This is a genomic window from Canibacter oris (genome assembly GCF_014197205.1).
GTDB lineage: Bacteria > Actinomycetota > Actinomycetes > Actinomycetales > Microbacteriaceae > Canibacter > Canibacter oris.
This window is the reverse complement of record NZ_JACIFD010000006.1, coordinates 1-25,352: the sequence shown is the minus strand read 5'-3', so window position 1 is coordinate 25,352 and position 25,352 is coordinate 1. Positions and strand designations below refer to the sequence as shown.

30 protein-coding genes and 1 tRNA gene are annotated in these 25,352 nt (G+C 50.7%); 14 read left to right on the top strand and 17 right to left on the bottom strand.

Annotation, left to right across the window (positions count from 1 at the left end):
* Positions 1–3: 3 nt before the first annotated feature.
* Both F5897_RS03575 and F5897_RS03570 read left to right on the top strand, forming a co-directional pair.
* Entirely contained in the window at positions 4–837 is an 834-nt protein-coding gene (locus tag F5897_RS03575; protein ID WP_183304499.1) for an HAD family hydrolase, read from the top strand.
* 111 nt (positions 838–948) lie between these two features.
* Positions 949–1,034: transfer RNA gene (locus tag F5897_RS03570), tRNA-Ser, on the top strand.
* 224 nt (positions 1,035–1,258) lie between these two features.
* Here F5897_RS03570 and F5897_RS03565 read toward each other — a convergent pair.
* The 7 genes from F5897_RS03565 to F5897_RS03535 are packed head-to-tail and all read right to left on the bottom strand — an operon-like array spanning position 1,259 to position 3,906.
* Entirely contained in the window at positions 1,259–1,522 is a 264-nt protein-coding gene (locus F5897_RS03565) for a GlsB/YeaQ/YmgE family stress response membrane protein (protein WP_124824744.1), read from the bottom strand.
* A gap of 53 nt (positions 1,523–1,575) precedes the next feature.
* Complete coding sequence (locus F5897_RS03560; protein WP_183304498.1) at positions 1,576–1,749, bottom strand: CsbD family protein; 174 nt, start codon at positions 1,747–1,749, stop codon at positions 1,576–1,578.
* Positions 1,750–1,774: 25 nt separating this feature from the next.
* Positions 1,775–2,389, bottom strand: a complete 615-nt coding sequence (locus F5897_RS03555) for a hypothetical protein (RefSeq protein ID WP_183304497.1) — start codon at positions 2,387–2,389, stop codon at positions 1,775–1,777.
* A complete protein-coding gene (locus F5897_RS03550) occupies positions 2,389–2,967 on the bottom strand; it encodes a DUF6286 domain-containing protein (protein WP_183304496.1) in 579 nt (192 codons plus the stop codon). The genes F5897_RS03555 and F5897_RS03550 overlap by 1 nt, the downstream gene beginning before the upstream one ends.
* The gene (locus tag F5897_RS03545) at positions 2,964–3,299 is read right to left on the bottom strand and encodes a hypothetical protein (RefSeq protein ID WP_183304495.1); all 336 of its coding nucleotides are present in this window, start codon (positions 3,297–3,299) and stop codon (positions 2,964–2,966) included. Before F5897_RS03545 ends, F5897_RS03550 begins: the two co-directional genes overlap by 4 nt.
* Positions 3,296–3,499, bottom strand: a complete 204-nt coding sequence (locus tag F5897_RS03540; protein ID WP_233574358.1) for a DUF2273 domain-containing protein — start codon at positions 3,497–3,499, stop codon at positions 3,296–3,298. Before F5897_RS03540 ends, F5897_RS03545 begins: the two co-directional genes overlap by 4 nt.
* The gene (locus tag F5897_RS03535) at positions 3,499–3,906 is read right to left on the bottom strand and encodes an Asp23/Gls24 family envelope stress response protein (RefSeq protein WP_233574357.1); all 408 of its coding nucleotides are present in this window, start codon (positions 3,904–3,906) and stop codon (positions 3,499–3,501) included. The genes F5897_RS03540 and F5897_RS03535 overlap by 1 nt, the downstream gene beginning before the upstream one ends.
* A 227-nt stretch (positions 3,907–4,133) precedes the next feature.
* On the opposite strand from F5897_RS03535, the gene F5897_RS03530 reads away from it, so the two are divergent.
* The 7 genes from F5897_RS03530 (at position 4,134) to F5897_RS03500 (ending at position 10,225) form a co-directional block, all read left to right on the top strand.
* Complete coding sequence (locus F5897_RS03530; protein WP_343048790.1) at positions 4,134–4,688, top strand: RNA polymerase sigma factor; 555 nt, start codon at positions 4,134–4,136, stop codon at positions 4,686–4,688.
* Positions 4,685–5,296, top strand: a complete 612-nt coding sequence (locus tag F5897_RS07970) for an Asp23/Gls24 family envelope stress response protein (protein WP_183304494.1) — start codon at positions 4,685–4,687, stop codon at positions 5,294–5,296. The genes F5897_RS03530 and F5897_RS07970 overlap by 4 nt, the downstream gene beginning before the upstream one ends.
* Positions 5,296–5,715: a hypothetical protein gene (locus F5897_RS03520; RefSeq protein ID WP_183304493.1), complete on the top strand. Its 420-nt coding sequence runs from the start codon at positions 5,296–5,298 to the stop codon at positions 5,713–5,715. The genes F5897_RS07970 and F5897_RS03520 overlap by 1 nt, the downstream gene beginning before the upstream one ends.
* 424 nt (positions 5,716–6,139) lie before the next feature.
* A complete protein-coding gene (locus F5897_RS03515; protein ID WP_183304492.1) occupies positions 6,140–7,714 on the top strand; it encodes a sodium-dependent transporter in 1,575 nt (524 codons plus the stop codon).
* On the top strand, positions 7,714–7,878 hold the full coding sequence (locus F5897_RS03510; RefSeq protein WP_183304491.1) for a methionine/alanine import family NSS transporter small subunit: 165 nt from the start codon (positions 7,714–7,716) through the stop codon (positions 7,876–7,878). The genes F5897_RS03515 and F5897_RS03510 overlap by 1 nt, the downstream gene beginning before the upstream one ends.
* Positions 7,879–8,169: 291 nt before the next feature.
* Complete coding sequence (locus F5897_RS03505) at positions 8,170–8,340, top strand: hypothetical protein (RefSeq protein WP_183304490.1); 171 nt, start codon at positions 8,170–8,172, stop codon at positions 8,338–8,340.
* 634 nt (positions 8,341–8,974) lie between these two features.
* Entirely contained in the window at positions 8,975–10,225 is a 1,251-nt protein-coding gene (locus F5897_RS03500; RefSeq protein ID WP_183304489.1) for a hypothetical protein, read from the top strand.
* A gap of 704 nt (positions 10,226–10,929) precedes the next feature.
* Here the strand turns inward: F5897_RS03500 and F5897_RS08005 are convergent.
* The 3 genes from F5897_RS08005 to F5897_RS08000 all read right to left on the bottom strand — a co-directional run bounded on the left by F5897_RS08005 (position 10,930) and on the right by F5897_RS08000 (position 13,105).
* The gene (locus F5897_RS08005) at positions 10,930–11,136 is read right to left on the bottom strand and encodes an IS3 family transposase (RefSeq protein WP_183304488.1); all 207 of its coding nucleotides are present in this window, start codon (positions 11,134–11,136) and stop codon (positions 10,930–10,932) included.
* A 477-nt stretch (positions 11,137–11,613) separates the two neighbouring features.
* Positions 11,614–12,210, bottom strand: a complete 597-nt coding sequence (locus tag F5897_RS03490; RefSeq protein WP_183304487.1) for a hypothetical protein — start codon at positions 12,208–12,210, stop codon at positions 11,614–11,616.
* Positions 12,211–12,805: 595 nt separating this feature from the next.
* Positions 12,806–13,105, bottom strand: a complete 300-nt coding sequence (locus tag F5897_RS08000) for an IS3 family transposase (protein WP_183304486.1) — start codon at positions 13,103–13,105, stop codon at positions 12,806–12,808.
* A 935-nt stretch (positions 13,106–14,040) separates the two neighbouring features.
* Here F5897_RS08000 and F5897_RS03480 point away from each other — a divergent pair.
* Together F5897_RS03480 and F5897_RS03475 are read left to right on the top strand one after the other, a co-directional pair.
* Complete coding sequence (locus F5897_RS03480) at positions 14,041–15,720, top strand: DUF6119 family protein (protein ID WP_183304485.1); 1,680 nt, start codon at positions 14,041–14,043, stop codon at positions 15,718–15,720.
* A 105-nt stretch (positions 15,721–15,825) separates the two neighbouring features.
* Positions 15,826–16,365: a hypothetical protein gene (locus F5897_RS03475; protein WP_183304484.1), complete on the top strand. Its 540-nt coding sequence runs from the start codon at positions 15,826–15,828 to the stop codon at positions 16,363–16,365.
* A gap of 418 nt (positions 16,366–16,783) precedes the next feature.
* On the opposite strand, the gene F5897_RS03470 is transcribed toward F5897_RS03475, so the two are convergent.
* From F5897_RS03470 to F5897_RS03450, 5 genes are all read right to left on the bottom strand, one after another.
* Entirely contained in the window at positions 16,784–17,704 is a 921-nt protein-coding gene (locus F5897_RS03470; protein WP_183304483.1) for a type II restriction endonuclease, read from the bottom strand.
* Positions 17,682–18,470 carry a DNA-methyltransferase gene (locus F5897_RS03465; RefSeq protein ID WP_183304482.1) on the bottom strand — a complete coding sequence of 263 codons (789 nt, stop codon included), beginning with the start codon at positions 18,468–18,470 and terminating at the stop codon, positions 17,682–17,684. Before F5897_RS03465 ends, F5897_RS03470 begins: the two co-directional genes overlap by 23 nt.
* A gap of 13 nt (positions 18,471–18,483) precedes the next feature.
* Entirely contained in the window at positions 18,484–19,344 is an 861-nt protein-coding gene (locus F5897_RS03460; protein WP_221221279.1) for a DNA adenine methylase, read from the bottom strand.
* Between the two features lie 248 nt (positions 19,345–19,592).
* On the bottom strand, positions 19,593–20,612 hold the full coding sequence (locus F5897_RS03455; protein ID WP_183304480.1) for a restriction endonuclease: 1,020 nt from the start codon (positions 20,610–20,612) through the stop codon (positions 19,593–19,595).
* A 96-nt stretch (positions 20,613–20,708) separates the two neighbouring features.
* Positions 20,709–21,311, bottom strand: a complete 603-nt coding sequence (locus tag F5897_RS03450; RefSeq protein WP_183304479.1) for an NAD(P)-dependent oxidoreductase — start codon at positions 21,309–21,311, stop codon at positions 20,709–20,711.
* Between the two features lie 75 nt (positions 21,312–21,386).
* Between F5897_RS03450 and F5897_RS03445 the strand changes: the two genes are divergently transcribed.
* A complete protein-coding gene (locus F5897_RS03445) occupies positions 21,387–21,845 on the top strand; it encodes a winged helix-turn-helix transcriptional regulator (RefSeq protein ID WP_246332224.1) in 459 nt (152 codons plus the stop codon).
* A 76-nt stretch (positions 21,846–21,921) separates the two neighbouring features.
* On the opposite strand, the gene F5897_RS03440 is transcribed toward F5897_RS03445, so the two are convergent.
* Positions 21,922–22,182 (bottom strand): metal-sensitive transcriptional regulator, encoded by a 261-nt coding sequence (locus F5897_RS03440; protein WP_183304478.1) that lies wholly within the window; start codon positions 22,180–22,182, stop codon positions 21,922–21,924.
* The gene (locus F5897_RS03435; protein WP_183304477.1) at positions 22,182–23,852 is read right to left on the bottom strand and encodes an FAD-dependent oxidoreductase; all 1,671 of its coding nucleotides are present in this window, start codon (positions 23,850–23,852) and stop codon (positions 22,182–22,184) included. Before F5897_RS03435 ends, F5897_RS03440 begins: the two co-directional genes overlap by 1 nt.
* Before the next feature lie 459 nt (positions 23,853–24,311).
* Between F5897_RS03435 and deoC the strand changes: the two genes are divergently transcribed.
* Together deoC and F5897_RS03425 are read left to right on the top strand one after the other, a co-directional pair.
* Positions 24,312–25,004, top strand: coding sequence for a deoxyribose-phosphate aldolase (gene deoC, locus F5897_RS03430; protein ID WP_183304558.1), 693 nt, complete (start codon positions 24,312–24,314; stop codon positions 25,002–25,004).
* Positions 25,005–25,056: 52 nt separating this feature from the next.
* The coding region (locus F5897_RS03425; RefSeq protein WP_183304476.1) for a FadR/GntR family transcriptional regulator at positions 25,057–25,352 on the top strand (296 nt) is incomplete at its 3' end.

The following is a 25,352-nucleotide window of genomic DNA, read 5'->3' as shown; positions in this document are numbered from 1 at the left end:
CCGGTGTCTGCTGCAGCAAAAATTCTGATCGGGTTGGATCTCGACGGCACGGTTATCTACGATGACGAATCTGCCGATGCCGACCTCAGCGCTGCGCTTAAGCGCTTGGATGCCGCACCACACGTTGAGGTGGTGCTTGCCACGGGGCGGGCGATTGACGCCGGGGTGCGGGTTGCTGAGAAGCTGCAGATGACGCCGGACTGGCTGGTGACGTGCAACGGCGCAGTGACGATGCGCCGTGATCCACACACCGCAAAACTGCAGCCTTATCGCGTGCACACTTTTAACGCGACCGAGATGCTGGAGAACGTACGGCAGCAGCTGCCCGGCGCCGCGATTGCGGTTGAGGGCGCTGACGGTAATTTTTATTACACCGCCGAGATGCCCGGTAAAACCCTGCCCGATAATCGCTTTGAGGTGTCTTTCGAGGAGCTGCTGCGAGTTGAGGCGACGCGGGTTGTTGCGACGAGTCCGGCGCACTCGGTTGCGGAGTTTTTTGAACGCATGGAGCTACTGGGCTACACTCACACCGCTTATGTGGTGGGCGACACCGCCTGGCTTGACGCGGCGCCTAACGGCATTAACAAGGCGAGCGCCCTGGCGCCGATTGCGGCGGAGCTGGGAGTGCCGGGTGAGCATGTGTTCGTCGCCGGTGACGGCATGAACGACCTGCAGATGTTGAGCTGGGCGAAAGAGCGCGGCGGCATGGCGGTGGCAATGGGTCAGGCCTACTCCGAGGTGCGCGACACCGCGTCTTTTGTGACCGGCACCATCGATGAGGGTGGCCTGCTTACGGCGCTACGGCACTTCAAGCCGGTTCAAGACCTGCTGCCCTAGTGCTCTGCGCTAGCGGCCGAGATAGCGCCCCGCGCTAGTGCCCTACGATAACACCCTGCGGGCGTGTTCTCGGTTTGCGTTTTCGCAGCTTGCTCTGCTACTGTTGTCTGTGGAAGGTTGTCCGAGCGGCCGAAGGAACTGGTCTTGAAAACCAGCAGGCGAAAGCCTCAAGGGTTCGAATCCCTTACCTTCCGCCAGTTGAAAACCCTCAAGTCTTTTCAGATTTGAGGGTTTTCACGTATTCGGCGAGGGGCATCTGAAGCACGATTCCAGGCCCTGGGAAAGCACGCACATGTGTGTCATCAGCTTCGCCATATTAACAGCTGCAAGAGCTGCTACAAAGAACAGCCAAGATAGACGAACCCCGCCCCGCAGCTGACTGCGGGGCGGGGTTCTAGGGGGTGGGGGTCTTTACTAGGGGTTAGCTGCCTTTGCGCCCGGTGATGAAGCCCCAGATAGCAAGAACTACCAGTGAACCACCGATGGCGAGCAGCCAGGTCTGCAGTGAGAAGAAGTTCTGCAGATCAGCGTTGAAGATGATGCTGCCCAGCCAGCCGCCAACCAGCGCGCCCACTACACCGAGCACCAGGGTAGCGACCCAGCCGCCGCCCTGCTTGCCTGGCATGATAGCCTTTGCAATTGCGCCGGCAATCAGACCGAGTAGAATCCAACCAATAATAGTCATTATTTCTCCTTATGTTTTTTAGCTAACGCTACTTTAAGAATTAGTAGCGATTGCTACTTTTTGAAAACGTCTTTAACGTCTTCAATCTTGTTTTTTACAGCGGCGCTTGCCTGATCAGCCTGGCCTTCAGCCTCTAGCTTCTCGTTGTCGGTTGCTGCGCCGAATGCCTCTTTTGCCTTGCCGGCAATGTCTTCAGCGGCGTTCTTGATTTTGTCGTTCAAACCCATTTTGAGTTGTTCCTTTCATCAGAGGTTACAGCACTCGCTGTGAACCTGTCAGCGCGCCACGCGCGCCAGTTTTGATTTCAAATACCATCGGAATTTGCGCACCAAACAGTTCGGTAAACTGCTCGGCTGCCCGCTGGCAAGCTTCTGTCACAGCGCTGAGTTCTGCGCCGCGGCGCATATCAACGCGTGCTTTGAGCGCATTTGCGGTGCCAACGCGATGAGCGTTAACACTAACATTTAGTACTCTCACGTCATCTTCAAGATGCTCTTTGAGGAGCTGCTCTGCAACCTTGGTGTGCAATGTGATGCTCCCAGCAGTCGCGGCGCTTCCCGTGACAGGCATCAATTTTGCAAAGTGTGTTGCACGGCCGGCGGTTTGCCACCGCAAAACTAATATTGCAGACACCGCGGCAAGCCCTAGCATGGCAATAACCACTGCCCACATCCAGTTCGCTGGCAACATAAAGTCACCAATATAAGCTTCCTGGTTGAGTTGCCGCAACTTCCCGGCAATTTCTGCCCACTCCGGCTGCACAGCCGGAATAAAGCGATAAGCAAGATAAGCAAGTCCGATAACCGTCAGCACCAAACCAGCAAACATAAGGTAAACGCGGTTCAAGAGCCTAGGGGTATTGTTCATTACAGTTTCCCCTCTTTCGCAACCCGCACTTTTGCTTTCAGCTGCGGCTGTAAACCAAGTTTCGTGAGTTCGGTATGCATTGCAGCCTGTGCCGCTTCCTTATCGGGCACCAAACCTGAGGTGGGTTGCAGATCCACCACTACCTGTCGTTTACTTGCCGCTACCCGCACCTGATCCACCGGAACCCCTGCTTCGCGCGCTGCTGCAGCCGCCAGACCGCTAGCCAAAGCACGATCATCAACCACAATCGCGCAAGGGTTTTGCACAGTCGAGTGTCGATGCCGCCAACCGGGTTTCATCCCGACTAGGAGCAACATTATGCCGAGCAACAGCGCAATCGCACCCAACACTAGTTGCCACATTGGGGCAAGGGTATTAGGGTCGGCTGCGACCGCTGCGAAGGTACGCGCTGGCACCAGTAATCCTGGGTTCCCGAACAAGAAAAGCACCACTTCGGTGATTAACCAGAAACTTGTCAGGAGCAAAATCACCGCAAACACTGAAACTAGAATTGAGCGGCTAGAGTGTGTCTCACGACGCAGCATTCTGCTGTATTGCGAATTAGTGTTGGTCGTCATTTAACTCTCCCCTCCTTCTTAATTTCAGCTGCTGTGATTTCTAGTGCGGTAGTAATTACTGCCCGCCCAGACAAGGCTGTTACTTTTGCTGCCAGCTCACTGCGCACCAGCTCTAAACGCTGGGTTAACGGCAGGGTTACAGTCTGGCCAAGAGGCGCAACCGCTAGTGGGCCGCTAACCTCAATGGCCAGTTTGCTAGCGCTGTCGGTGACGCTAGCGCGCACCTTATCTATACTGGTTCCCAGCAGCTCTGCCGCGATTGCAGCGACAAGCCGCTGCAAGGCTCGCGGGGTGATGCGGGAATTTCCCGCAATCTCTGCTGTGGTGATCATGAGGAGCGTCGTCCCCTAACCACATCGACAAGTGCGCGGAGATCTAACCGACCTTCAAGCACCCGCACTGTTAGTGCGCCCAGCACCATTGCGATCACGATAATCACAGTTTTCCAGAATCCCAGCTGCAGCAGGCTGAAGGCGATAATCGCGCCTAACAGCATGCCGGTTGCTGAGCTGCCCATCAGTGTCTTATTCATTAGTTAACTCGTGAAACTTCTTCTTCGTTTTTATCGTCACTTGGCACGTGCACATCGTTGATGGTGACGTTAATCTCTGCCACCTGCATGCCTACCAGCTCGGTGATTGCGTTTGCTGCTGCAGCACGCACCCGGTCGCTGAGATCCTGCAGCGCTACTGGGTATTCAGCTACAACTGAGATATCTGCTGCTACCTCGTGCTCGCCAACCTCTACTGATACACCCTGCGCCAGGTCAGTGTTGCCAACTACGCCGCGAATCGCACCCGCCATACGGGCTGCGCCGCCGCCAAGATCATAAACTCCCGCAACCTCGCGAATCGCGATACCGGTGAGCTTCGCTACTACACCGTCGTCGATTACAGTTTTGCCACCTACGCCACTGATGTGGTTCATGTTGTTTTCCATAATTTTCTCTTTCCTTCTTGTGAGTCACTATTAAGTCGCAGCTCGACAGCAAAACGTCACAAAATTTTTCAAAAATTTTTTCAAAGAATTTTTTGTTCAGGTTTTATCAGGTTTTAACCATGCTGCCGCGCCATAATTAAAACCACAATGCAGCCGTTTTAAATACTCTCCTAGCCAGAGTCCGAAATCGGCGTACAAGCTACTGTCCAACCTGCAAGGAGCACGATATTAATCCGCTAACACTGCAACGGTTACCCGACGAAACGCTGGTTTCGCGGGCTGTTGACGGTGACACGCAGGCGTTCACAACACTGCTCTCACGCTATACGGGCATGATGATTTCTTACGCGCTACGCATTACCGGGTCGCGCGCTGACGCAGACGATGCAGTGCAGGAGGCTTTCCTGGTGGCGTGGCAGAAGCTTGACACCTTGGAAGATCCGCGCAAAGCTAAATCATGGCTAATGCGCATCGTCAGCCATCAGGCCATTAACGTGCTACGCAGCCACAAACACCGGGGTGATCAGTTGGGTGTGGATCACGCCGCCGCCGCGCACACCGACCCGGCTGCACAGGCAGAGATAAGCGGTCAAATGCAGGCTTTAGAGGGGCTGCTATCGCAGCTGCCAGAACTACAACGCCAAGCATGGACACTGCGTGAAATTGGCGGCCTGTCATATCAGGAGATAGCGGAGGAGCTGCAGGTGCCACTGAGCACTGTGCGTGGCGCTATTGCCCGCTCAAGACAGGCTCTAGTTACAGGAATGGAGGTGTGGAAGTGACGCAGCAACAAAGGCATCCAAACCAGCATGCCGCTGATACGGCAGATGACCTGCCTGATTTCGACGCCATTAATGACTACTTTGATCGGGAGGACCAGACTCCCGACGACAAGTTCGAGAAGGATCCGCACACCTCGCATGTGCTGCAACAATTACGGCGGCTTCGCTCTCTGACCGCTGAATTTAGCGAGCAGGCTGCTTCCCGGATTGAAACCACCCCTGAGTGGTGGAACCAGTTGACAAGCATGATTGTTGCTGATGCCCGCCCAGGACGTGTTATTCCGTTCGATTCGGCAGAACCAGCGCATGATTTAGGGGTTACTGAGGGCGCGCTCAAAGCGTTGATTCGTGATGCCAGTGACACCGTTGATAGTTGTTTCGTGACCCGTATCGAGCTGCCCGATAACATTACCGAGCCTGGCACCGAAATTACCATTACGCTGCGAGTCACTGTCGCCGCTGGAACAAAACTGTTGTCAGCCGCTGACGAAATTCGTGCCGCAGTGTGCGCCCAGCTGGAGCAGCACACGACGCTGCGGGTGGCGGCAATCGACGTTGAAATTTCTGATGTTTTAGTGTTACCAGATGACGAGGAGGAATCGCGGTAATGCACCTCTCAGACGCCGAGTTACTGCAGCTGCGCGACCGGGTAACCGCGATTTTGGAGCAGCATCCCGAAGTTGTGGCATTAACCCCGCTGCCCGCGGCAGGAGTAGTGGGCCAGACTATCCAAGTGCTGAAAGATTTTATCGGCAAGCCTGACAATCATTTGCCGCAGGTGAGTGTGGCGGGTGGATCGCTGACCGTCGCCGCGGGTCTGCGGGTGGCAGCAACCTCACCGGCGCCGCAACTGCTCGATGAGCTCGCCGCCGCGGTGCGCCGCGAGCTCGCCGCGCCCGACTCAGCGCCCGAAACTGGCAGCGCAGCAGCCGCAACGCCTGCCCTCGCCGCGCCCACACTCAATCCGGCAGACATCCAGGTGCAGCTGGTCGCAACCAGCATTGACCAGACCGGCGGCGCAGCTTAACCCCGCCGCTGCGCTAGGGACGCCGCCTAAAACACCACATGTTAAATTTTTGCGATTTTTTTAACATGTTTTACTGACGTGTTAAACAACTTAACATGTTCCCGCGACGTGTTAAATTTTTCGCAAATTTTTAACATATAGCTGCATTCGCTCTCGAAACCGTCTTGATTGCCAGCAATCAGCAACCTCCGCAAAATAACCCGCAGCAAAAGCTGGCGCCGGTCTCCGGTTATCGGCTAAGATTTTGAGATGTTGCGGGACACAATCCTGCACCCTCCCAGCGCGAACACAATTCGCTTTTATTTAACTCCTCCCGTGTTGTGGTGGATCAGCCCGGCGCTATCGCGCTCCGGCGGGCACCTGTCACGGGGCGCTTGTTTATTTTCGCGCTGCGCTTTATGACAGCGCTGTTACAGGAGGAAAAATGTCTCAGGCTGTTGGCTCCAAGCTGGGCGCGCGTCGCGACCATTGGACGGGGCAGTACGGTTTTCTGATGGCCGCGATCGGTTCCGCGATCGGTCTCGGCAATATTTGGCGTTTCCCGGGTGTAGCTTACGAAAACGGCGGCGGCGCGTTTTTGCTGCCGTACCTGTTGGCACTGCTCGCGGTCGGTATCCCGATTCTGCTGCTCGATTATGCGCTGGGGCATAAATATCGTGGATCGGCTCCCCTCACTTTCCGCCGCCTCGCCAAGAAGGCAGAGTTCCTGGGCTGGTGGCAGGTCGCGGTGTCTGCCGTGATCATCGTCTACTACGTGGTGGTTATCGCGTGGGCGGCGAGCTACATGTTCTTCTCTATTAACCTGGCGTGGCAGGAAGATTCGCTGGGGTTCTTCCTGGAGTCATATTTGCAGCTTGATGGATCAGCGCTGATGACTTTCACCCCGGTCGTGCCGGTGCTGCTTCCCCTGGTTTTGATCTGGGTGACAGTGCTGTTTGTTTTGGGCCGCGGGGTTTCTAAGGGCGTGGAGGCCGCTAACAAGTTCTTCCTACCGCTCTTGGTGGTGCTGTTTTTGGCCATCGTGATCCGCGCAATTTTCTTACCTGATGCGCTCACCGGCGTGAACGCGTTCTTCACGCCTGACTGGACGGCGCTCGGTGACAGCAAGGTGTGGCTCGCGGCGTTCAGCCAGATTTTCTTCTCGATGTCGATCGCCTTCGGCATTATGCTGACCTACGCGTCTTATCTGCCGCGCAAGTTTAACCTGACCGGCACCGGCCTGGTGGCGGGTTTCGCGAACTCTTCGTTTGAGATTTTGGCGGGCATCGGGGTGTTTGCGACGCTTGGGTTTATGAGCGCGCAGCAGGGTGTGCCACTTGGCGAGATGGAGGGGCTGACCGGGCCAATTCTGTCGTTTGTGACTTTCCCGACCGTGATTTCGCTGATGCCTGGCGGCGCGCTGTTTGGGGTGCTGTTTTTTGCGGCGCTGACGATCGCGGGTATCACATCGCTGCTGAGCCTGCTGCAGGTGGTGTCGGGCGCGTTCCAGGATAAGTTTGGGTGGAGCGCGAAACGCACCTCGGTGATTATCGGCGCAGTGATGGCGGTGGTTTCGGTGGTGTTCTTCGCGACCACCTCGGGGCTCACCACGCTTGATGTGGTTGACGCGTTTATTAATAACTTGGGAGTGGTTGGTGCCGCGCTGGCAATGACGGTGCTGGTGTTTGTGGTGCGGCCGCGGCTCAGGGCGTTGCGCCTGCACTTGAATGCCACCTCGGCGATTAAGGTACCGCGGGTGTGGGAATACCTGGTCGGGGTTTTGGTGCCGATTGTGTTGGGGATCATCCTGCTGCAGGCGCTGCTCGACTATGTCAGTAAGGGTTACGGCGATTACGCGGCGAACGACCCGAAGGTGCTGATTTTCGGCTGGGGCACTCTGGCGCTGGTGGCGGTTTTTGCCGCGGTGATGACGGCGCTGAAGTGGAACACCCGGCACCCGCACGAGGACGTTGTGCGGTTCGTCGGCGAGGAAGAAACATCCGGAACGGAGGAGAGCTAATGACACCCGCAGCTTTGATCATGCTGGTGCTGACCGTGGTTATCGTGTGGGGCGGCCTGGTCGCCACCACCGTCGCCCTGCGCACCCTGCGCACCCCCGACGCCGCCGAGGCGCCCGCTGCCAAGGCTCCTGCTGCCGCAGCGCCTAGCGCCAGCGACTCCTAGTGCTGCCGCGCTGCAGGCGGCGGCGAACTCACCGAGCGCTTCGCATGCCGCCGCTACGCCGCCGCCCGCCGTGGACCACTGGGCCCCAGAACCCGCCAACATGCCTGAGGTGGATCCCCGCCCGAGGTTAGCCCGGCGGCTGCGGGCATAATATGTAGCCGAGAGACTTTCTCACCGAGTGATTTCTCTCAACGGCTATCTGGTGTGGGGCTGTGTGATTCCAGCCCCACACTTTTATGCTCTTTACGGTAGTGTGTGACTTATCAGGTTTCAGATTTTGGGTTAACAATCATGACTATCACGCTTTACGAGCAGGTTACAGGCGAGAAGTTTCAGCGCACCTCAGAAACTTTGGCGTTTTTATTCGAAGACTTTGAACGGCTTAGAAATGAGTCTGACACCACGCTGTGGCGGTTGCTTGTTGCCCAGTCTCTTGATTTTTATCACGCCAATTTGCAGTGAGGCACACTCGAAGACGCTATCAGTGTTTACACTGATGAATCTGCTTTATCCGGGCACGCCGGGCTTGATGCCGCGGCCGCCGCTATTGCTTTATACATTGCGGATCGCGACGGCTGGCCAGCCCCGGCCTGGGCGCGCAACCCCGCGCGTAAAGCGCCACAGCCCTGGTATGTTGCAGATCACCCCATACCACGAAAATTTGCGGATAAAGAAACCCCGAAACAGTTCAGGAAACTCACCAACCCCAAGAGACCGCGGCGTCAGTCCTCATTTGTGAAAAGTTGCGGCTCTTTCTCTTTCCGCTGGCGGTGATTTTCACCGCGTTGATGTAGCACTGAATCGGAACACCCGGCAGCCTCACGAGGATGTGATGCGGCTTCTCGGTGAGGAAGAATGCTCAAAACAACGGGAAGCCTGTTTTTCCCGCACTCTCATTATGCAGTTTTGATCGTAGTTATCGTGTTGTGCGGCCTGTTTGCTGACGCCTTAGCACTAGCACCGCCTGATATCACATTTTCACAGGAAAAACAAAATTTCCCTGCTGCAACCCAAAAGTGTTGATTTTTCCCGCACAGTATTGCAGCATTGTATTGTTGTTTCCACTGAACCTAATGGCTACTAATTGGATTTCAAAATGATTTTAAACATTAAGAGTAATACACTCTATAAGTTGTTTAAATGCGTTCTTTCTGCTCTTTCTTATTGTCTTGCACTCACTGCATTTCTCTTTTGTGTTTACGCACTGCCTGCCATTTTTCGCGGACAAACAGATTTGAGTTGGAAAAACTTTTTATCCTTCATCTGTCACCTACTCTACAAAGATAAAGATTTATTTTCAGTTCCCAACATAGTCAGCCTCTACACTGGCTTTTCTGCTCTGTGTATCGGGCTTATAGCTGTTTCTTATATCAGAAATAACTACGAATCTCACCTGAAGAAAGCTGAAGAAAAAAATCTTTCTGCTCACAAACATATCTTGGCACTAGCCAAAGTTAATTTTGAATTTAAACCCGCAGAAAAAAAGCGCATCATTGACTTCGCAAATAAACCCATAAGGACACCTATAATAACATCTATAATAAAAATCTTTTCGGGATCTTTGATTTGCTATCTCCTTGTAGGACTAATATATAATTTTTCAGTCAACCGCTATGTTTCCACGGGTTTTATTTTTTGTCTAATTTGCGTCAACATATTTGTTTACCGTAATGTTCCTGGCCGTTTTATGAGCAACAACTTACAAACCGCTCTTTTCCGAAATCTAAAATTAGTGGCACTTAAATCCGATATCGAAGAAACAAGTAGAAGGTTTAATGAAAAACACCTTTCGAAGTACATTGGAATTACAGCATTTGTTGCCACTTCTCTAGTTTTGTCGGGCATGTTCTTGCATCCAGAGATTTGTCTGTACTTTATAGTTTTTCCCCTCATACAACTCTCAATCGGTTGTGCATTTGTTCTGTTCGCAAGCGATGAAGGGGAAGATGCTTATTTGTCGGCTGCCGTAATATTTAATCAACACGAAAAATCTATTACACGTCTAACCTCGCCAAAGCATAGATTTTTCCCGCTTCTTTTTGACACAACGTATTTATTCACTTTAGGTGGCTTTTCCCTCCTTGCTGGCGTAACTGTATTTAGCTGGTACTTTACTCCGCATAAAAATGACCAGTACTGGTTCTACACGGCGCATGTGATTTTATTAACACTCACTGTCTGTGTGCTTACGATAATTTTGGGGATTAAAAAGAAACAAAAGTATTTTTCCGCTGGGCTTAAAACGCTCCAAAAAGAAGCAGAAACGGCAATAGACGAATTAAAGGAATACGCCGTAAAAAGTCAAAAGAAGTCATTCATCACACGACTAGTAAGACTACGTATCTAAGCTACATAAAAGATCCTAGCATTTACATTCAAGGAGGAGTGCAAGCTCATTCATGCCCTTTTCTTAAATAAGCCTTTGCGATTCAAAAAAGCATTGGAGTTTGCTGTGGGTTTGGTTGACAGTTTTCCTTCTGGTTTTAGGCCGCGATTGGTGCGGCTTGTTTCATAATGACCTCATATTATATTGGTGTCAATTTCCCGAGCGCGCTTTGTCTGCGTTTGCGGTGGTAGGTGCGTTTGGTCCAATGTGTGATCGCTGTGGAAAGTTCTTGGCGACTCGCCCAAGATTTACGATCAAACACATTCTTTTATGGCAACGCGAAGAATAATTCCATCGCTGCGTTATCACCACACGCACCAAACCCTGCCCATCGGCCCAGCCGCCCCATAACCTTTTAAACGCTGCCTGGAAATGCCTTGAACTCAATTGCCCGCCCCAATCTGAATGAACAATAACACCTTGAGAGTATAGGCGTTCCCGCATCACGTCATCTAAAGCATCAACAGCAAGACGCGAGGTCATGCGCCTACCCGCAGCTCAACCCACGATACGACGCGAACACAAGTCCTTAAGCACACAACATACACTTTCCCTGTGCCAGTCCAGTGTTCGGTAACATCAACCACCCACACCTTGTTAGGGCGGTCAGCATGGAAATGACGCTTAAGAATGTCATCGCCAACGGAAGCTCCCGCTTTCTTTTCTTATTGCCTTGCGGAAAACAATCTGGGGAAAATCCCGGCATTTAAGCACAGTTTCCACACCATACGCTCGGAAACAGTAAGGCCTTTAGCGCGGAGTTCATCGGCAATAAACAAGTAACCAAACTCTGGATCATCACGGTGAATACGCCGTATTTCTTCTAAAAGAACTGCCTTTTGGTGTTCCCTCTCACTAATAGGGCAAAACAACCATTTATAGTATGCATGACGGGAAACCCTAACACCCGAGCCGCAACACTAAGCCTTACTTGCCCCTGAAGCTATTAGCTTGTGCACGGTCGGGAAGATCCTTTTGGGCGGATTGCCTCCTGCGATAAATAAGCAGCTGCTGCGCGCACAGAATAGTGTTTTCCTCTTCAAGTTCCCGAATCCGGCGTATAGCAGCAGTCATATCCTTATTTACTTCTGCATCACGAGAAAACCTCATATCGCGAGCTTGTAAACGTGAATTAGTCACCCACTGTTACAAGGACGAACGTGAAATCTTAAGATCAGCTCACACCTGCACGTGTGACATTCTCCTGATTCTGCAAGCGCGACAGCATCAGCTTTAAACTGCTCTGAATATAGCTTTGCCGTAGTTAATATCCTTCCTTACCCCACATGCGTGAAACAAGCTAAAAGTCAACCAAACCAGTGGCGGTCCGGTGCTATGATTTATTCCAATCAATATCTGCTTAAGATGTTTTTGGACCGAGTGCGAAAGTTTTCAGTTTGAAAGTATTTCCACTTATCAGATGGTTTTAATTCTATTATTTCACTAATTGCACTTTGTGGAATAGTGCCGGCGTAAGCACATGAACCTTCTGCAAGCGAACGTAGAACTTGCTCAGGGGTATCTAACTGTTCCTGCACATCATTAAACCACTGTGGATCATATATCTGACTCTGATGTAGGTAATCCCCTTGCCCTTTTGCTCGCATCATAATCGACTCAGGAATATCCTGTTGAGGTTCATACAAGTTTAGCTTCCATGTATAAGCGGCAAAGAAGCGGTCCTCATCAACTCTGAAAAGGCTAGGGTCAAGTTTATCAGCGTCCACTATTAGCATGTTTTTTTTTAAAACAGAAGCGCTACTTCCGAAACAGGACAGATATACGCACCCAGGGCGAGGTGGAAAGTGGCTAATATTAACTTGAATACCACTTATACTTGAAGGCTGAATTCCATTTTCTATCACTTCATCCGTCAAATGAATCAATTTATGCTCGCAAAGATTTAAAAAATCTGCTAACAGCGGATCATTGGGATCAAAACTCATAATCAATACTATATTGAGCCGGCTGCGTATTTTGGTAACAAGCATGTTCCTTGGTTCTAGGATTGAACCGGCAAAAGAGAGGGTCTGCTGTAGGTTTGGTTGACAATTTTCCTTCTGGTTTTTAGACCGCGATTGGTGCGGCTTGTCTCATAATGACCTCATATTCTATTGGTGTCAATTTCCCCAACGCCTGCTGTCTGCGTTTACGGTGGTAAGTGCGTTTGGTCCAATGCGTGATAGCCATGGAAAGTTCTCAGCGACTCGCCCAGGATTTACGGTCAAACACGTTCTTTTGCAGGAGCGCGAAGAAGGACTCCATCGCTGCGTTATCATCGCAGACACCAACTCTTCCCATCGACCCCAGTGCCTCGTAAGACGTTAAGGCTGCCTAGAAACCTCTGGAGCGGAATGCCCGCCCCGATCTGAATGAACGATGACCCCACGAGGATAGCGGCGTTCACGCTACATCATCTAAAGCATCAACAGCCAGGCGTGAGGTCATGCGTCCACCCGTAGCCCAACCTACGATGCGACGTGAGCACAAGCCCTTGAGCACACACATGTATTTTCCCAGCGCTAGTTCAGTGCTCGATAATTATCCACCACCCGCACCTACATTAGGCCGCTCGGCGCGGAAGTGACGTTGGAGAAGGTCATCACCAACGGCAGGGCCGGCCTTCCTACTCTTGCGCTTAGCAGACAGGATCTGAGAGAAAATCCCCGCCCGGGAGCACAGCTTCCACACTTTGCGCTCCGAAACATGCAGCCCTTTGGCATGGAGTTCATCGGCGATGAACCGGTAGCCAAACTCTGGGTCATCACGATGAATACGCTCAATTTCAACCAATAGACGCTGGTCTTGACGTTCGCGTTCACTGAATGGCTGGGAACGCAATTTGCAGTAGGCCTGACGCGCCCCAGCACCCGAGCCGCAACACTGAGCGTGGCTTACCCTGAGGCGATTAGCCTCTGTACGGTCGGGAAGATTCTTTTGGGCGGATCACTTCCTGAGACAAATACGCTGCCGCAGCCCGCAAAACCGTGTTTTCCTCCTAAAGCTCACGGATCCGACGCAACGCAGCACTCATTTCCTTATTCACCTGAGTAGCGATGGAGGGGCTCATCCCATAGGCATCCAGGCGAGCCTCATTGATCCACTTTTGCAAAGAGGAACGTGACCCCCCCAATCAGCACACACCTGACGACGAGCAATCCCCGGATTTACAAGCGCAACAGCATCAGCCTTGAACTGCTGAGAATACAACTTCGGCATAATCAACATCCTTCCTTACCCCACACACGTGAAGCAAGCTAAGTGGCAACAAAACCTACAGCAGACCCCCTGACCAGTTCAGAAAACTAAATATTTTCATCACCGAGGCACGCTGCAGCGCGTGTGAACGTAAAACCAACAATCAGCTTCAAGTGCAATTTTAAGCTTGAAACGCTCCCCAAAGGACATTAGGACAATAATTTATATTCTGCCAGGATCTTAAATAACGATTGTCTAACTGCAGCCAGGATATATTTCGCTGCAGGACAATCTATGCGATTATTTTGTCATGACAGGATCCTTATTAAAATCCCTCGACTCCCACAACGACTGGGAGCTCACGCTTGTTTCAATAAATCCTACCAAGCTCCAGAGCTCAGTATTCATTCGTCCTCTAAGTTTCGGGTGGTTTATAGCTACCCGGCAATACAACCCGCCACTGCCATAAAAGTAGCTGCCCACGCCGTCGACGGTTAGGAGTGGTGGGGCTAACCTTTCACCACATAAATTACTCCTAATCAAACACTTCGTGTTAAACCTACATTGAGGAATAAATTATGGCAAAACAACGTATAACAATGTACCTGCTCAACGAATCAGTGAACACTTTCAAAGAGGCTTTACACTCAGAGAAAAAGTTACAAACAATGACGACCAAACTGGGAGATTATGGGTATATTTACTATGAAAACCCTATACGAAACACTCCCAAATGGGCTAATTTTCTTAAACAATTCAGCGGTCATCCAGCGCTCGATAATATTAACGTTCAAAGCTCTTCAGCTCTTTTTTTATTTAAATTTAAGAAGCGATTCTTTGCTTTGACTTTTGGGCACGGTCGGAACTTTTTGGATTTATCAAAAATTGAGCATCGGTTTGGCCTTAAGGTGGTGTTAAGTGAAATAAAACCACAAGATTTAAAGAGCGTTGATTTTAAAGAGTATGAGGATGGCGTCATCTCCAACAGCAAAAACTCCGCTCGAAAAACAAGTATCTACAGTTTCGGCATAGACTCTGCTACTGATATCTTACGTGGCGTCACTGGCAGCCCTTCAGACAATAGCTACTTTCAAGGCAACATTGCTGGCGGCGATTCGCTTGTGTTTACATATGACTCAGATTGGAAATCTGGAAAAAATTCCGCTCCGATTAGGAATCTTTTTGCCTTTTGCAAAAAAATACTGAAAACTTTTAACAGCAACAACTATAAAAAATATTACGATTGGATTGACGACCTCTCCATAGTAAAAGATGCTCAGCTGATTAAAGAGCTCAATAATGAGCTAATAACCGATTTACGCAACATAAACGTCGACCTGACCTATTTAGCTCCTCCCGATGTGATTGCTTGGGAAGACATCGAACATTTTAAAATAACCGGTACAAGTTCTTACGAATACACCGAATTAGATTTGAAAGAATACCTGAATAAGCTCACTAAAAAGGCACGGGAAAAAATAGACATTTCAAAGCTAAAAAGCCGCAACGTATATGTGACATATAGCAGGAGCGGAGTATCGGAAAAACGCTGGACTCTGTACCGGTGTTTGGTCTCTGAAAAGCAGTATAAAGACAAACAATATGCTCTTCTTGAAGGAGAATGGTATGAGATCAACCAAGCTTTAGCAACAAAAGTTAATAGTGCAATTAACGAGATTGCACACTCAAACCTAACATTGCCTCCCGCCAATAAGGGAGAAAAAGAAGCAGAGTACAATCGCAGAATCGCTTCAAGCTCAAAAGGCAGCATTGTTTTGATGGATAAAAAGATAATTTACCCTGAGGGGGCACCTTCTGGGGTAGAATTTTGCGATTTATACTCTCTATCAGACAAAAATATGATTCACGTCAAGCGAAAATCGCAATCCGCAACTTTGAGTCACCTTTTTGCACAGGGAGTTGTTGCCTCACAATGTCTGCTTCATGATGCACAGTATCGTAATAGAATCAGAAGCTATTTCCAACAATCCCTTACACCAAATTCTGCAAACAACTACCTAAACAGCATTCCGGAAACAATCACTACCGCAGATAGAGATAAATATAAAATAACATTCGCAGTTATTACTGACTCAACGCGCACTGGCAAAGATTGGCTGCCTTTCTTCAGTAAAGTTAACCTTATGGGTCAAGCTAAATTTATTCGTGGTTTAGGCTTACAATTGGAAATCTTGAAGGTTCCTATCACAGCTGCTAACGAAAAAAAAATAACACGCTACTTTATTTCGAATAAATGACTATAATTTTATTTTTGCAAAGTTGACGTGAACATCAATACAGTTCAAACTCTTAGGCATAAAACCCCTGTTATAAACAGTCATCGTACCGGAAGACCGTAGACCATGGAAATATTTATCCCAAGTATCCTCGCACTACTCGGTGCTTTAGGTGGTTCCATTATCCCCATCTTCATGAACCAAAGGCATGTAGAGCGTAAAACAAAACAAAAACGACTTGAATATGCATTAGAAATGATAGTTAAAGCCAAAACCGCCCGAGATTTTTTACTTTTTCCGGCAAATATAACAAAACAGTTCGATATTTATCTCTCAAATAAAAACTCAAAAGAACTAAGGAAAAAACGTTTTCTAAATCAGGTCGAGAACTATTTTGAAATTCTAGATGAAGCAAGGCAAGCAGTCGGAATATTAAGTATTTATAGACTAGACGCACTAGATCCTTCGTGGCAAACTGCAACGCGATTTGCTGATGATTTAGACCGAATCCATGCTGAACTTATGCGGTTAACCGAAAAAGAAAAAATAATGATGCCAACAGCTCACCCAATGAGTGATTTCACAACCCAAGAATTCCACTCGCACATTCGCACTTCGGACAACAGACGAATGCAACTCCCAGTCAGGTCGCCAAAACGAGAATAGGTCAGGTCTCTTGTTTCAGGCTTACAAAGCGCTAGGAAGCTCCTAAGGTAAAACCCTGTAACTAACTTATACAAAAGTGAGCTCCTTATTTCCAAACCTTAGAAAAAATAACCAAGGTGTAATCGGGAGCTGTATACAGACGACACCGGCTGAGAACAATACTCATCTGCACGAAAATACTACTTCTAAACAAGTTTCGTAGCATCATTATCGGCGCAAACCGATAAAGCAATACACCAAAGACTTAAGATTATTTTGAACAGAAATTTTCTGTTGCACTTACCCTAACGTTGATTCTTACTGTACGTACAAAGTCGTCTATTTTCTCAAAGGGAGCAAGTACTGCCTACGAATTAGAACCCTCAACCTCCAACTCTATACCAATTAAAATTTTACAAATCATATATATTAGCAAAACTTAAAATTTTGCAAACAAACTTCTGAGAACTCCTTGATTCAACATATCCAGGTTGTAAATATTATCAATCTTTCCAAATGCCTCATTTAGTGGGAGCCTTGCAGTGTTCCATCCTTTACCGTCAGTAACCCAAACAAAAGTTACATCGTCTGGTGAAGACGCGATGAAATTGTTAAGATTTGCAAACTCTCCTGCAACAGCCTTCAGCTTGGAGCCCCCTCCTCCGTAATAATTTGTCTCGAATAACCATAATCTGCTGGTTTTTGGGTCATATACGGCTTCATCAAATCTGCGCTCGGATTTATCCACTGGAACATGGACACCCCACTTATCTTGAATGAATTTTGCTGTTGCTTGTGGCTTATGCTCGAATCCAAGTTCGTTTGAAATATCTGAAACTATTTTTTCTAAGATAGCTTCCATCATCGCACCGCTACGATTCTTACGTGCATTACTATCTAGACCAGCCTCAACACCGTAAACATAATCAACCAACGATTTTTTTACTGTTCGTGATAGAAACGCCAACAATCCGGATTTTTCACAAAAATCAACATATGCTTTAACGTTTGTGACATCAATGTTTTCAAAATCGAGACTATAAAAATTCATTGTGTCGTTGTCCGCTAATTCTAAAACATCCAGATATTTATCACGCGTTGCTAAAAGCACTGGGACAAGTTCTAAAAGTTTAGGCTGATCCTCAAAAAGTTCCAAAGCTTCTCGATAAATATCTTGTTTTCCCACTAAATAGTTGAGTGTGTTCAGACCAACCTCATATTTTTTAACACCACGCTCTACTTTTTCCCAGTTCACATAATATTCCGGTGTTCTGTTGCTGGTAGCCAGAGTGCGCATGAAAAGTTGGAACTTATCGTCGGCTGACAGTTCCGAGTAATTAATAGTTTGAAATGATTGCATCAGCCTCTTCTAACCTTTTAATCGCTATATTGAGGAAATCTTTTTCCCTATCGATTCCAATGTATCTTCTACCTAGCCTTTTTGCCACCAAACACGTTGTTCCACTTCCAACAAACGGGTCCAAAATAAAATCCCCTGGGTTGGTACTGGCCAAAATAATCTGTTCCAATAGATATTCTGGTTTCTGAGTTGGATGTTTTCCGTGTTTCTTTTCAGATGCTTTTGTTAACGGGCCCTGCCAAACATCTTTCATTTGTTTGCCGCCATTGCGTTGCTTCATATCTAAATAGTTATAGGTATGTTTGGCGTTTTTAGAGCTTTTTCGCGCCCATAAAATTGTCTCTGTTGAATGTGTAAAATACCTACACGACAGGTTAGGTGGGGGGTTTGTTTTTTGCCAAGTAATGTTATTTAAAATTTTAAATCCCTCTTGTTCCAGCGCCATACCCACAGAATATATATTGTGTAAGGTGCCAGAAATCCAGATGGTTCCATTAGGCTTCAAAATTCTCTTTACTAGCGCTATCCACTCTCTATTAAATTGATGTTTATGTTCTACTGAATCCACAATGTCCCAGTCCCCTTTGTGGACAGGGACCATCTTTCCGCCACTGTTAGAAAATGTGCCCCCACTCAGGAAATACGGAGGGTCAGCAAAAACCATATCTACACTTTCAGGCTCCAACGATTTAAGAATCGATAACGCGTCTCCCAATATCAAACCTGAACCTTGCGGCTGCTTAAAGTAATACTCTAAATCCAGCATTTTTGCTTTCGTGCTATGTGTAATTCCGAATTATCACTTCATTAATTTTTCCGCGCCCTTTAGAATCCGCATTTATATTCCGGCTAGCTCCCACCTCTCTAATATCAACACCAGCAATGCCCTGATAAAGATCATAAATAATACCGGCCGTGGAGTTTGAACTCATAACTTTGACACCCTTCTCAGAGAGTGAAATGAATAAGTCCCTCAACCTCACCTGCTCTGCGAGCCCAAAGCCTTCATGAGTGTAATTAACAAAATCACTGGTTGCAGATAAAGGAGCATAAGGAGGATCAAAATAAACAAAATCTCCAGGCTGGGCATCTTGTACTGCGTCCTCGAAGTCTCCGTTAAGAATCTTAACAGATGCGGTATTTAAGTATGCAGATATAGCTTTTAGTAGTCCAGGGTTAACTATTTTAGGATTTTTATATTTGCCGTATGGAACATTAAATTGGTTATTAGAATTAACTCTATACAAGCCATTAAAATTGACTCGCAACATATATAGAAGACGAGCAGCTCTTTCAGTAGCACTCATGTGCAAAATTAAGCCATTTCGGTCTGCCTCACGCACCTCTAAGTAATGAGCTTTTTCGTATTTTGCATTTTCAGCTTCATGATACTGGAGCAACGAAATCAAATTGTCTACATCGTCTCTAATTTGCTTATAAGCGTGGATAAGCTCCTCGTTAAAATCATTGATTACAGCATCTTGAGGCGCCAATTCAAAAAATAGCGCTCCCCCGCCGACAAAAGGTTCATAGTATCGATTAAATTTTTCAGGCACTAATTCAAGAAGAGAAGGTAAAAGCTGTCTTTTCCCCCCGGTCCATTTCGTGAAAGGCTTTAACCTGTATTCGAGTTCTGGCATAGCCATCACCTTTCATCTGACTGTCCGCAATATTTATAGAAACAAGTAGCAGCAGCTATCTATACCTAACATTGTAACTGCCCCACCCACAGGTGTGAGCAACAACCTATCATCTTTGTCAAACTCTAATCCCCCAATTCGAACGACTCAGTTTGTGAATATCTATATTCCTCTGAATCATGAAAAGCCATAAAAAAGCTTTAAAACCGCAGCCGCCAAGGTTTAACCTTGCCATTTATTCTAAAACCCTACTCCCCCTCAAAGAAGTCGTCGTCTACTTCGTAGAGGGTGTGAATGGCTTTGGGCTGCACTCCGACCTGGTATTCAAGCATTAACCGGGTGAGGCTCAGCCCGTCGATGAGGATGATCCGCTTTCCTGTGCGCTCATACACTTCGGCTTCTTGCCGCGCCTCCGCGGTAAAACTTGAGGTGGTGATGAACACGCCCCGATCCGCACCCCTGCTAGACAGCGAGCCGAAGAACTGTTGAATCGCGGGCCGGCCCACCTTGTTGTCGTCGGCGTACCGTTTTGCCTGCACATACACTTTGCTCAGCCCCAGCGCATCTTGGCGGATCATGCCGTCGATGCCGCCATCGCCCGACTGCCCCAGCAGCTGCCTCGCCCCGTGCTTACCGCCGTAACCCATCGCCCACAGCAAATCAAGCACCGCTTTCTCGAAGAAACTCGGGCTCGCCTCCTGCAGCCGTCGCCTGAGCTCAGTCTCCACCTCGCGGCTATAGAGTGCCACTAGCTCAGAGATTTGCTCCAGCGGATCCACCTCTGCAGCGTCTTCGGTGGCCTGGCCCGCGGCACCACCCGGCATTGCACTGTGACGGCTACGCAGCGGTGCGGCAGTGGCGTTCGCCTCCACGAGAGTAAACTCGTCATTCTGGCTTTGCGCCACCTCGCGCCGCTGCTGCACCTCAGCCCAGTACTGCTGCCAGGCAGGCCACTCCAGCAGGTCGGTTTCGCTGTAGCGTTCCAGCCCCCGTGCGTTAAGCGCCAGCCCGTCACCGGTAATCTCGTACCTGCCGCGCGCCGGCCGCGCCACCAGCCCCGCTTTCAAAAGCGATGAGAGTGCCCAGGTGACCCGGTTTTGGTGCCGGGACTCACCGCTCGGCAGCCGCTCTGCCAACGCCTGCTCGCTCAGCCCGAGCTCTACCGCAACCGCGGCTACGAGTTCGCTTTTACGCTTTACCTGGCGGTCAGCGAGCGCCCGCAGCGTCGCCGGGCGATAATAGTCTGCGTTCGGAACTTGATGCAGCATCTAGATTCCTTTCAACCCTGAAATCTAGAACAATAATACCTACTCTGGGTATCTTAAGCTGCTAATTAAAGTAATCAAGTTACAGCAAAAATAGTTTCAGTCTCGCGCTGCAGCGTCTTTTGAGGCCACAGTAAAACGCTCTCGTTGATGTCGCGGAAGCTCAATCTCATCAACAACTGCAACCGCAAAATCCTGAGTTGACACGAAATCACCAGCTGGACTATCTAGCGCGGTACGGTAATCTGCAGTTCTTGTGCCTGGTGCAATCAACGGCGCAGGCGTAATAATAGTCCAATCTATTCCCTGCGACGCCCGGTAATCCTCTAGCATCTGCGCCAATGTTAGTGCCTCTTCACGATACATTTCCGGAAACTGCGGAGTATCAACGAGCCGCACGCCGTCTAGTAGAAGTGAGCCTGCTCCACCCACAATCAATACACGTCCGTTTGGAGCTGCAGCAATGAGTGTTCGGTGCGCATCAAGGAGAGCTGTGTAGTTATCACGACCCGCCACTGAAATTACTGTTGCATCTGCGTCACTGATTACTGCGCTGACAGACTTGGTTTCTGATAGATTCAGTGCTGCAGCGCCATCGCCTCCACTGCGAGTATAAACAGAGACTTCATGTCCGCGATGCTTCGCCTCAGCAACAATCTCTTTACCGATCATGCCAGCTGCTCCCAATACTGCTATCTTCATGTCCTTCTCCTTTGTTTGTTTTCTAAAGAACACCACTATAGTATGAATTAGTAACTAGATACCTCAAGGTAACTATTGGACGCTTCTAAATTTTTTAAGGAAATTCACATGAAGGCATCTTCTGGCGAAGCTTTGACTCCGAATGTTGCAGCTGCTCAAACGGCAAACGCTCTAGCTTTGGCATGCCAGTCGCGAACCGTATTACGTCACCTCACCAATCGGTGGACACCACTAATCGTGACGGTACTAGCAAACGGCAAGGCAGTGCGGTTTAAAGATCTAAAAACTAAAGTGGAAGGGATCTCTCCAAAAGTATTAACAGAAACTCTCCGCACAATGGAGCGGGATGGTCTTATAGAAAGACACACTACCGCCAGCGTGCCACCCCGAGTTGACTATAAGCTAACACCTCTGGGAGCTACCGCTGTAGAACCCTTAACTATGATTCGCACCTGGGCAGAAACTAATCTCCCTCAAGTACTCGCCAATCGCGACCGCTTTGATAGCGCAACAGGCCACAACTCTGATACTTAACGACTCGACTAGCTGCGTATATTACTCCGCAGATTTGACCAAACTAAAATACATCAGGATAAAACGTGCTTTTGCACTAGCTAAAACTCATGAACACGCGTTCGAGGCGCTCTTCGAGTTCGGCGGTGTCTTCGCCGCTGGCGAGGCATTGTCTGAGCCCCGCGGCGATCAGTTGGTACCCCGCCTTATCAACTGCTTTTGAGCACGCGGCGAGCTGGGTCACGATTTTCTCGCACTCCTCACCTTCTTCTAGCATGCGGATCACCGCATCCAATTGCCCGCGGGCCCGTTTCAGGCGGTTTAGCGCCGCTTTGCTCTGCTCCTGGCGCAACTGCATTATGCTTCCTCCGGTTCCGCGGCGGCAGCATCTGCGGCAGCCGGCTCTGCAGACGCAGCGTGCTGGGCGTGCGACCAGGTGAGGTAACCGCCGCTCAAGTTCCGCACCCTGATCCCGTGCTCGCGCAGCAGGGTGGTGGCGACGTGACCGCGCAGGCCCACCTGGCAAAACACGATTGCGCCGTCGGCGACGGCTCCCGGATCCACCGCCAAAATTTCACGCAGCGTATCAACCGGCATGCTCACCGCGCCCGGAATTGTGCCGGCCGCATGCTCACCCGGCGAGCGTACGTCGATCAGCTGCCCCGTGTATCCGGCAAGCTCGTGCCACTGCACCATCTGCTCACCCTGCGCCTGGTTGTCAGCGACCATGCCGGTGATGTTTACCGCGTCTTTCGCCGAGCCAAACTGCGGCGCGTAGGCAAGCTCCAGATCCGCCAGGTCGCTCGCGGTGAGCCCCGCCCGCATCGCGGTTGCGATGACGTCGATGCGCTTGTCGACGCCGTCCATTCCCACCGCCTGCGCACCGAGAATCGCGTCTGTTGCGGCATCTACAACCAGTTTCAAATGCACCTGGTGCGCGCCCGGATAGTAGCCCGCGTGCGACAGCGAGTGGGTGTGCACGACCCGAATTTCACGCCCTGCCGCGCGCGCCTGCCGTTCACTCCACCCGGTGCTGGCAAGAGCCATCCCAAACGCCCCGATAATCGCGGTGCCCTGGGTCGCAAGCGCTTTCGTGTCACGCCCGGTAATAATATCTGCCACCAGTCTGCCGTGCCGGTTTGCGGTCTGCGCGAGCGGAATCAGCGCCGCCTCGTCAGACACAAAATCTGTTTTCTGGGTAGCGTCACCCAGCGCATACACGTTCGCCGCGCTGGTGCGCATTTTTTCGTCAACCTTAATAGCGCCGCCGAGCCCCAGTTCAATGCCTGCGGCGGCGGCAAGCTCGGTGTGCGGCACCACGCCGGTTGCGGCAATCACCAAATCCGCTGGCAGGCTGCGCCCGTCGGCAAGCTTCACCGCGGCATCTGTCACGGCGGTGACTTCTGCTTGGGTGGTGATCCGCACCCCATGCTGCCTGAGATGCTGCATCATCACGCCGGCGATTTCAGCGTCAGCCTGCGTTAAAATCTGCTGCCCACGCACCACTAGCTCGACCTCGAGCCCGCGCTGCACCAGGTTTTCTGCCATTTCGACGCCGATAAACCCGCCGCCGATAATCACCGCGCGCCGCACCTGCGGGGTCAGTCGCGCCACAATCGCGTCTACATCTTCGACGGTGCGCAGCGTCACCAGCATTTCTTTACCCGGGATTTCCGGCAGCCGTGGTTTAGCGCCCGGCGACAGCACCAGGTGGTCATAGTGGTGGGTGCTGGTTTGGCCACCGTGCTGCACGGTTACGGTTTGCGCGGCGGTGTCGATCGCGGTTACGGTGTGATTCACCCGCACGTCAATGTTAAAGCGGGCGCGCAGCGACTCGGGGGTTTGCAGCAGCAGACTGTCACGCTCGGTGATGTCGCCGCCCACATAGTACGGCAGCCCACAGTTCGCGAACGACACATAACCGGACGCCTCGAAAACAATAATCTCCATGTCTTCGTCACGGCGCCGCAGCCGGGCCGCGGTTGACATACCGCCGGCGACTCCGCCAACAATAATCGTGGTTGTCATCTTTTCCTCGCTTCAAATTTTGTTTTGTGGGGGTGGATCACGCCGTCGCGTGCGCACCCGCTCTTGCGCTCGTGCACTCTGGTGCTCTGGTGCTGGCGTGTTTACGGCGACGGCCGAGAGCTCCCAGCGCTCTAGCGCCCGAACAGGCTCTTCAAAAAGCCGCCAAAGCCACCGCTCTCGCCGCCAGCTGCACCAGCCGCACTTCCCTTTCCCGCTTTCGCACCGCAGGTGCACCACTGCCCTGCCGGCACCGTGGCCTTCACTGCAGCAACGTGCTGCCCGCAGCCGGCCCAGGTGGTCTTGTTACACTGTTTGCATTTCACTGGTCTACACATACCCTTAAATATACCCCCAGGGGTATTATTTTGCAATCGGCAAAACGGCTACGACAATAAAACCAAAGTAAAATAGAGCGCATAACAGTTTTTAACCACCGGAGGTTGCACCGTGCAAAACCACATGCTCGCCCAGTTTCTCGACGCCACCCTGCTCAAACCCGAAGCCACCGCGGCAGATGTTGCCGAGCTGGTAGAGCAGGCGGCGGAGCTTGGCTGCTATGCTGTGTGCGTCTCACCCAATATGTTGCCGCAGACGCTACCAGCTAATCTCAAACTAGCCGCGGTGTGCGGCTTCCCAAGCGGCAAACACACCTCCGCGGTGAAAGCAGCCGAGGCCGCCGAACTGGCAGCTCGTGGCGTAGACGAAATCGATATGGTAATTAACGTTGGCGACGCAGTCGCAGGCGACTACAACAGCGTTTACGCCGATATTCTCGCGGTGCGTCAGGCAGCCCCAGCGCCCCTAGTTTTGAAGGTCATTATCGAATCCGCTGCGCTCAGTGACGAGGCAATTATTGCAGTATGCCAAGCAGCAGAACGCGCCGGGGCAGACTTTGTGAAAACCTCAACCGGATTTCACCCGGCAGGCGGCGCCACCGTGCACGCTGTGCAGTTGATGGCAAAAACCGTTGGGGCTAGGCTCGGGGTCAAAGCCTCCGGCGGCATCCGCACCCGTGAGCAAGCACTGCAAATGATCGCGGCGGGCGCAACCCGACTCGGGGTTTCCGCGGCGGCAGCCATTCTGGCCGATCCGGCTACCTCTGATGCGACACACCCGGGTACCAATACAACCGACACTGGTAGCGGCTACTAGCGGCGGATCCACCCGCAAAACACAGCACAGTCACGGCTGAGGGAGACGAAACATGGCGGTCACAGACGAGGCAATCAGCAAAATCAAGGCGATGATTCACGCCGGAGAGCTGTCACCCGGCGATCGTTTGCCGCCCGAGCAGGAACTCGCCGAACGCTTCGGCATCTCCCGCTCGGCGTTGCGTGAAGCCATCAAAGCTCTCGCAACCATGCGAGTGCTTGACGTAAAACGCGGTGACGGCACCTACGTCACCAGCCTGCACCCCAGCCTGCTGCTCGAATCATTCGCCTTCGTGCTCGACTTCAGTGCCGGCGAGCGCATCCTTGAAGTGTTTGAGGCGCGTCGCCT

Bases quoted from the DNA above. Each gene is read 5' to 3' on its own strand.
- F5897_RS03565 (WP_124824744.1), bottom strand. From the start codon at position 1,522: ATGACTATTATTGGTTGGATTCTACTCGGTCTGATTGCCGGCGCAATT.
- F5897_RS03560 (WP_183304498.1), bottom strand. From the start codon at position 1,749: ATGGGTTTGAACGACAAAATCAAGAACGCCGCTGAAGACATTGCCGGC.
- F5897_RS03555 (WP_183304497.1), bottom strand. From the start codon at position 2,389: ATGAACAATACCCCTAGGCTCTTGAACCGCGTTTACCTTATGTTTGCT.
- F5897_RS03550 (WP_183304496.1), bottom strand. From the start codon at position 2,967: ATGACGACCAACACTAATTCGCAATACAGCAGAATGCTGCGTCGTGAG.
- F5897_RS03545 (WP_183304495.1), bottom strand. From the start codon at position 3,299: ATGATCACCACAGCAGAGATTGCGGGAAATTCCCGCATCACCCCGCGA.
- F5897_RS03540 (WP_233574358.1), bottom strand. From the start codon at position 3,499: ATGAATAAGACACTGATGGGCAGCTCAGCAACCGGCATGCTGTTAGGC.
- F5897_RS03535 (WP_233574357.1), bottom strand. From the start codon at position 3,906: ATGGAAAACAACATGAACCACATCAGTGGCGTAGGTGGCAAAACTGTA.
- F5897_RS03520 (WP_183304493.1), top strand. From the start codon at position 5,296: ATGCACCTCTCAGACGCCGAGTTACTGCAGCTGCGCGACCGGGTAACC.
- F5897_RS03515 (WP_183304492.1), top strand. From the start codon at position 6,140: ATGTCTCAGGCTGTTGGCTCCAAGCTGGGCGCGCGTCGCGACCATTGG.
- F5897_RS03510 (WP_183304491.1), top strand. From the start codon at position 7,714: ATGACACCCGCAGCTTTGATCATGCTGGTGCTGACCGTGGTTATCGTG.
- F5897_RS03505 (WP_183304490.1), top strand. From the start codon at position 8,170: ATGACTATCACGCTTTACGAGCAGGTTACAGGCGAGAAGTTTCAGCGC.
- F5897_RS03500 (WP_183304489.1), top strand. From the start codon at position 8,975: ATGATTTTAAACATTAAGAGTAATACACTCTATAAGTTGTTTAAATGC.
- F5897_RS03490 (WP_183304487.1), bottom strand. From the start codon at position 12,210: ATGAGTTTTGATCCCAATGATCCGCTGTTAGCAGATTTTTTAAATCTT.
- F5897_RS03480 (WP_183304485.1), top strand. From the start codon at position 14,041: ATGGCAAAACAACGTATAACAATGTACCTGCTCAACGAATCAGTGAAC.
- F5897_RS03475 (WP_183304484.1), top strand. From the start codon at position 15,826: ATGGAAATATTTATCCCAAGTATCCTCGCACTACTCGGTGCTTTAGGT.
- F5897_RS03470 (WP_183304483.1), bottom strand. From the start codon at position 17,704: ATGCAATCATTTCAAACTATTAATTACTCGGAACTGTCAGCCGACGAT.
- F5897_RS03465 (WP_183304482.1), bottom strand. From the start codon at position 18,470: ATGCTGGATTTAGAGTATTACTTTAAGCAGCCGCAAGGTTCAGGTTTG.
- F5897_RS03460 (WP_221221279.1), bottom strand. From the start codon at position 19,344: ATGCCAGAACTCGAATACAGGTTAAAGCCTTTCACGAAATGGACCGGG.
- F5897_RS03455 (WP_183304480.1), bottom strand. From the start codon at position 20,612: ATGCTGCATCAAGTTCCGAACGCAGACTATTATCGCCCGGCGACGCTG.
- F5897_RS03450 (WP_183304479.1), bottom strand. From the start codon at position 21,311: ATGAAGATAGCAGTATTGGGAGCAGCTGGCATGATCGGTAAAGAGATT.
- F5897_RS03440 (WP_183304478.1), bottom strand. From the start codon at position 22,182: ATGCAGTTGCGCCAGGAGCAGAGCAAAGCGGCGCTAAACCGCCTGAAA.
- F5897_RS03435 (WP_183304477.1), bottom strand. From the start codon at position 23,852: ATGACAACCACGATTATTGTTGGCGGAGTCGCCGGCGGTATGTCAACC.
- deoC (WP_183304558.1), top strand. From the start codon at position 24,312: ATGCTCGCCCAGTTTCTCGACGCCACCCTGCTCAAACCCGAAGCCACC.